This is a genomic window from Alkalibacterium indicireducens (assembly GCF_039522005.1).
Classification (GTDB): Bacteria; Bacillota; Bacilli; order Lactobacillales; family Carnobacteriaceae_A; genus Alkalibacterium; species Alkalibacterium indicireducens.
The window spans coordinates 1-4,926 of record NZ_BAAADA010000091.1 but is presented as its reverse complement, the minus strand read 5'-3'; the positions used below and the strand labels follow the sequence as shown (position 1 = coordinate 4,926).

5 protein-coding genes are annotated in these 4,926 nt (G+C 40.9%); 2 read left to right on the top strand and 3 right to left on the bottom strand.

Going from position 1 to position 4,926, the window contains the following annotated elements:
* Positions 1-325: 325 nt before the first annotated feature.
* Positions 326-1,273 carry an ATP-binding cassette domain-containing protein gene (locus ABFX15_RS05920; protein ID WP_346024553.1) on the top strand — a complete coding sequence of 316 codons (948 nt, stop codon included), beginning with the start codon at positions 326-328 and terminating at the stop codon, positions 1,271-1,273.
* Between the two features lie 16 nt (positions 1,274-1,289).
* Positions 1,290-2,117 carry an ABC transporter permease gene (locus ABFX15_RS05915; protein WP_091265161.1) on the top strand — a complete coding sequence of 276 codons (828 nt, stop codon included), beginning with the start codon at positions 1,290-1,292 and terminating at the stop codon, positions 2,115-2,117.
* A 77-nt stretch (positions 2,118-2,194) separates the two neighbouring features.
* Here ABFX15_RS05915 and ABFX15_RS05910 read toward each other — a convergent pair whose 3' ends face one another.
* The 3 genes from ABFX15_RS05910 to liaX are packed head-to-tail and all read right to left on the bottom strand — an operon-like array spanning position 2,195 to position 4,560.
* The gene (locus ABFX15_RS05910; RefSeq protein ID WP_091265162.1) at positions 2,195-2,524 is read right to left on the bottom strand and encodes a phage holin family protein; all 330 of its coding nucleotides are present in this window, start codon (positions 2,522-2,524) and stop codon (positions 2,195-2,197) included.
* A gap of 3 nt (positions 2,525-2,527) precedes the next feature.
* Positions 2,528-2,830: a PspC domain-containing protein gene (locus ABFX15_RS05905; RefSeq protein ID WP_346024552.1), complete on the bottom strand. Its 303-nt coding sequence runs from the start codon at positions 2,828-2,830 to the stop codon at positions 2,528-2,530.
* 23 nt (positions 2,831-2,853) lie between these two features.
* The gene (gene liaX / locus ABFX15_RS05900; protein WP_346024551.1) at positions 2,854-4,560 is read right to left on the bottom strand and encodes a daptomycin-sensing surface protein LiaX; all 1,707 of its coding nucleotides are present in this window, start codon (positions 4,558-4,560) and stop codon (positions 2,854-2,856) included.
* Positions 4,561-4,926: the final 366 nt, after the last annotated feature.

Below are 4,926 nucleotides of genomic sequence, written 5' to 3'. Positions count from 1 at the left end.
ATCTTTTTGTTTTCGATCTAATCGAGAAGAATATAAAGTGGCATGATAGACAGTTAATACTTAAAAATGTCTAAAAAAGCAGTGAGTTTAATAGAAATAGTTATCCACATTTAGAGGTATGAATAATTCAGGCACTAATATAAAGTTAAAGATTAAAGTACATGGTTAATTTAAGTATTTATGAGCCTGTAGTCACAGCTTTTACTTTTTTACACCTTACAACTTGCATCAATGTAGTACACTAGTAGAGAAGGCTGAAAAAGCAGCTGATCACTTTAAAATCATTATCAGTATCTGTCTTCAACAAAAAAGGAGAGTGGTAGAGATGGATCAGACAATCGATCTGGCAGTCAGAACAAAGGGTCTAGTAAAGCAGTTTGGATCCTTTACAGCAGTGGACAGCATTGACCTGGCTATCGAAAAAGGAACTGTTTATGGCTTTTTAGGCCCTAACGGAGCAGGAAAGACGACAACCGTTCGCATGCTCAGTACATTATTGAAAATCGATGAAGGCGAGGCGCATATTTTTGGATATGATGTAACTAAAGAACCTAAAAAAATCCGTCCTCGTATTGCTCTGACTGGGCAGCATGCGTCCATTGACGAAGATTTGACGGGAACTGAAAATCTAGTCATGATATGCAGATTAATGGGCTTCAAAAGAAAAGAGGCCAAACAGAGGGCAGCTGAATTGCTGGAAGCATTCGGCCTGTCAGATGCAGCAAGTAAGCAGGCCAAAAATTATTCTGGAGGGATGCGACGCAGACTAGATATTGCTGCCAGTATCGTTATCACTCCGGACCTCCTGTTTCTGGATGAGCCGACAACTGGCCTGGATCCTCGAAGCAGAAACCAGGTCTGGGAAGTCGTTCGGGCACTGACTAAAGCCGGCACAACTGTTCTGCTGACAACTCAGTATCTTGATGAAGCCGATCAGCTAGCTGACCGTATAGCTGTCATTAATAAAGGAGCGGTCATTGCTGAAGGGACACCCTCCGAACTGAAAGCTTCAGTAGGATCAGGCATGCTTCATATTACTCTTAAAAATAAAACAGATATCGAACAAGCAGAAAAAGTGCTGGAAACGAGGTTTGATGCTTTAATCCGCAGATCATCCAGAGAATCTGAAATTATAGTTAACGTCAGCAGCTCATCAGAAGCATTAAAAGCACTGAACAATCTGGAATCTGAAGGCATTGAGCTGGTGACTTTTTCCCTAAGCCAGCCGAGTTTAGATGAAGTTTTCTTAGCTTTAACTGATGACGAGGAATAAGAAGGAGGAACTTAAAATGGAATTCAATCAGAATAAATCAAAAGATAATCTTCAGCAGACGATCATCTCATCACATCGTCCAACCCCGCCACACGCACTGTCGTCTGTCGGCACTTTTGCTATGCGATCGTTACTCAAGACTAAACATACACCCATGGCCCTTATGGACATCACTGCCATGCCTATTCTTTTTCTGATAATGTTCACCTATCTTTTTGGTGGAGCAATAGCAGGTTCAGTTCAGGACTATTTACAGTTTATTCTTCCAGGAATTCTAGTACAGACGGTTATTCAGATTACAATGTATACCGGTCTGGACTTAAATAAGGATCTGCAGAAAGGTTTTTTTGACCGTCAGCGTACTTTACCCATCTGGTCCCCCTCATCCCTAGTAGGATCAATGACTTTTGATGTGCTGAGGTACACCATTGCCTGTCTCATCATGATAGGTTTTGCAATGATTCTGGGATTTCGTCCTCAAGGTACACTTATAGGGCTTGTCTCTGCTGTCGGCCTTCTCCTGATCTTTTCCTTCAGCCTGTCGTGGATATGGACCGTACTGGCTCTTATCATGGAATCTGAAAATGCCTTAATGGCTACCTCTATGATGATCATATTCCCTCTGACTTTCCTAAGCAGTGCCTTTGTAGATCCTGAAACCATGCCTAGAGTACTGGAAGTATTTGTAAGCATCAACCCAATTTCCATGCTGGTGGATTCAGTAAGGGGCTTGATGCATGGGTATACTGTCGGGACAGAAATTGTCTGGACTCTGATATCTTCAGGAATTCTGTTAGCTGTCTTCGGTCCGTTGACGATGTATCTGTACAAAAGTAAAAACTGATAAGTTTATGTCTAGCTCGTAATATGGATATTTTCCATGAAAAAAGCTGATCAGCATCTATGCCGATCAGCTTTTTTTCATGCATTATTGAAATACGCATTGAGTCCTGACACTACAAGAGCCACAAACAGAGTCAATGAAAAGGAGCTGAAGGCGAATCCGCTCACTAGTGCGGCGGTAAACCACAACATCAGTCCGTTGATGATAAAATAGAATAAGCCCAGTGTCATTACTGTGATAGGCAATGACAATATAACCAGTATAGGCTTCACTGTAACATTAAGAACGCCGAATACAACTGCCGCTATAAGAGCTGTCACCCATGAATCGATCTGAAACCCTTGAAGGAATCCAGCCAGTGCCAGAAATATGAGAGTATTAGCTAAAATGCGCTGCCACCATTTCATAGATTAAAAGTCACTCCAGTCGTCCTCTTCCAGTTTTTCGGCTTCTTTACGTTTAGGTTTATCTGAGACACCACCGAAAGGAGAAGGTTTTTTCTTATTGGAAGCTAATTTACTTGTCTGATCATCACTTTCCGGCATGACGAGCGCTAAAAGGAGATAGATAGGCACTGTAGACCCTACTCCGATGAAAGTAGCAACAACGACAATCACTCTTAGAAGAACAGGATCGATATTGAAGTACTCACCCAAACCACCCAGCACACCAAAGATGACTGCATTATCTTTTGATTTTGATAATTTGTTCATTTTACACTCCTCTTTCCGTTCAATTATTTATCTGTATCTTTAATTAAAATATTTCCTGTTGTAGTACCGGCATAAAAGCTCATTGGCGCATCACCGGTAACACGCTTTACATGCATCGTATGCTCGATTTTTTCCATCGGTTCTGTATCGGACAAGCGGCTTTTCACTTTTCCGAATGTTGTTTTAGCTTTTCCCTCAATAGCGCGTCCTTTAGGAAGAGCCATTTTAACATTTCCATTGACAGTAGTCGCGTTCACTCTGACAATTTTCTGATCGGATAGTGTAACTTTAATTTCTCCGTTCGTCGTAGTAAAGTCTGCACTTTCCGTTTTCCCGTCAAAGACGATCGATCCATTCACTGAACCTGCAAGGACATCTCTCAAGTCCGCCTGCTTGACAATTATCTGTCCATTCGAACCTTTTGCCTCAAGCATGGTTGCTGACAGTCCTTCGAAGGTCAGTGATCCATTAGTAGATTTTGCAAAGACATCTTTTGCTTCTATATCTTTGAGAGACAGTTTACCATTCAGCATGGTGATTGAAACATAATCGTAAGTTCTCTGCGGCAGGGTCACTTCCAGTTCAACATAGACACGTTTGTTAGGCATATGACACAACAGTTTGTCTTCGTCGATCGTTACTGTGCTTCTGGCATCGAATGTTTTTTCAGGTGTGTCTTCATCCATTTTACCATATAATTTACCTTTTGCCTTAAATGACATTGTTTCTCCCTGACCAGGTTTCAGAATCAGTTTTCCATTAGCCAGCTTGAAGTCAAGAATAGTCGCTGAGGTTGAGTCGTACTGCCATTCTTTAGTAAATTCCTTTGTACTTAAAGAAGGAATTTTCAAGTTGATATCCTTCCAGTCGAAATGACTCATGGCCTGCTCAATGTTTGTACGAATGGTTTCTGTCACATCATTTTTAGAGGCCTGATCCACTTTAGTTTTGATGATCTTGGACCACTCTTTACTTGCAGCATCCAGTTTTTCTCCAGCTTTCGACAATTCTTCTGTCGCTTTTTTCTCCCAGTCTTCAGGAAGCTCGAACTTTGAAGTTGCCTGTTTAGCTTTCAGCGTCCACTGCTTCATCTTAGTGCGGTGGAGTTTCTTCATGAGTTCAGCTTTCTGAGCAGCCAGATCATTGACTTCTTCCTCAATTTCTTCTATTTCATCAAGAAGCTGCTCGACCGCTTCATCATCTTTTTCAGACTTCAGTTCTTCTACATCAGACAACTGTTCATCTAGGTCACTGATTTCTTCTCTTAATGTGATGATTTCATCAGTGGTGTCTACATCATCCAGCTGTTTGATCAGTTCAAGTTCTTTCTGGATGGCTCTGATTTTTTCAATAATTCTGTCTTTTTCTTCTTGGACGGTTTTTCTTCCTGACGCTTTAAGTCCTTCGAGCTCTTCTTTCTTCAACTCAAGAGATTTCTTTCTGTTCGCCAGGTTTTCATTAATCCTATCCAGTTCCACAGAATACTGATTGATTTCAGAAACCAGCTGTTCAAGTGAGGCTTCTGCTTCTTTCTGCTTCTCCCTGTTGTCATCGTCTAGAGCTTCTTCAATGTGCACATCTGCCTCGTCAGCCTTTTCTTCAGTATTAAATGCTGCTTCTGCTTCTTTTCTGTCATCTTTCTTGGCAAGTGATTCCAGAAGATCCAATCCTTCTTCAGTTGAAATAACTCCATTTTTCATCAACTCAAGGATACGTTTTCTTTCGTTCATGGTACACCCTCCTATTTGGTTTATCCTCATTTGTTTTTATCCCTGTCTTTATTAGCTTCCTATCTAACGTATATTATGACTGAAGAAAGCTGATTTGTCATAGGTCTTACGACTGATTTTTGACCTATAATAAATGACATAAAAACCCGTCTCTGATAAAAAGACGAGTTCTTATAGACTTTTTTAACGTAATTCCGAAAGAAGTCTCCCACTTCTAAGCGTATGGGTGCGAAGCACCAGTGAAAGTGGGAGATGAATTTCGGTCAAGCGATAGCTTGAAGTGGTTAATCTGTCATTTTTGTTGTATACTATATTCAGTGGTAACCAACAGAAAGGAAGTGACATCAATGGAATTGGACAACAACA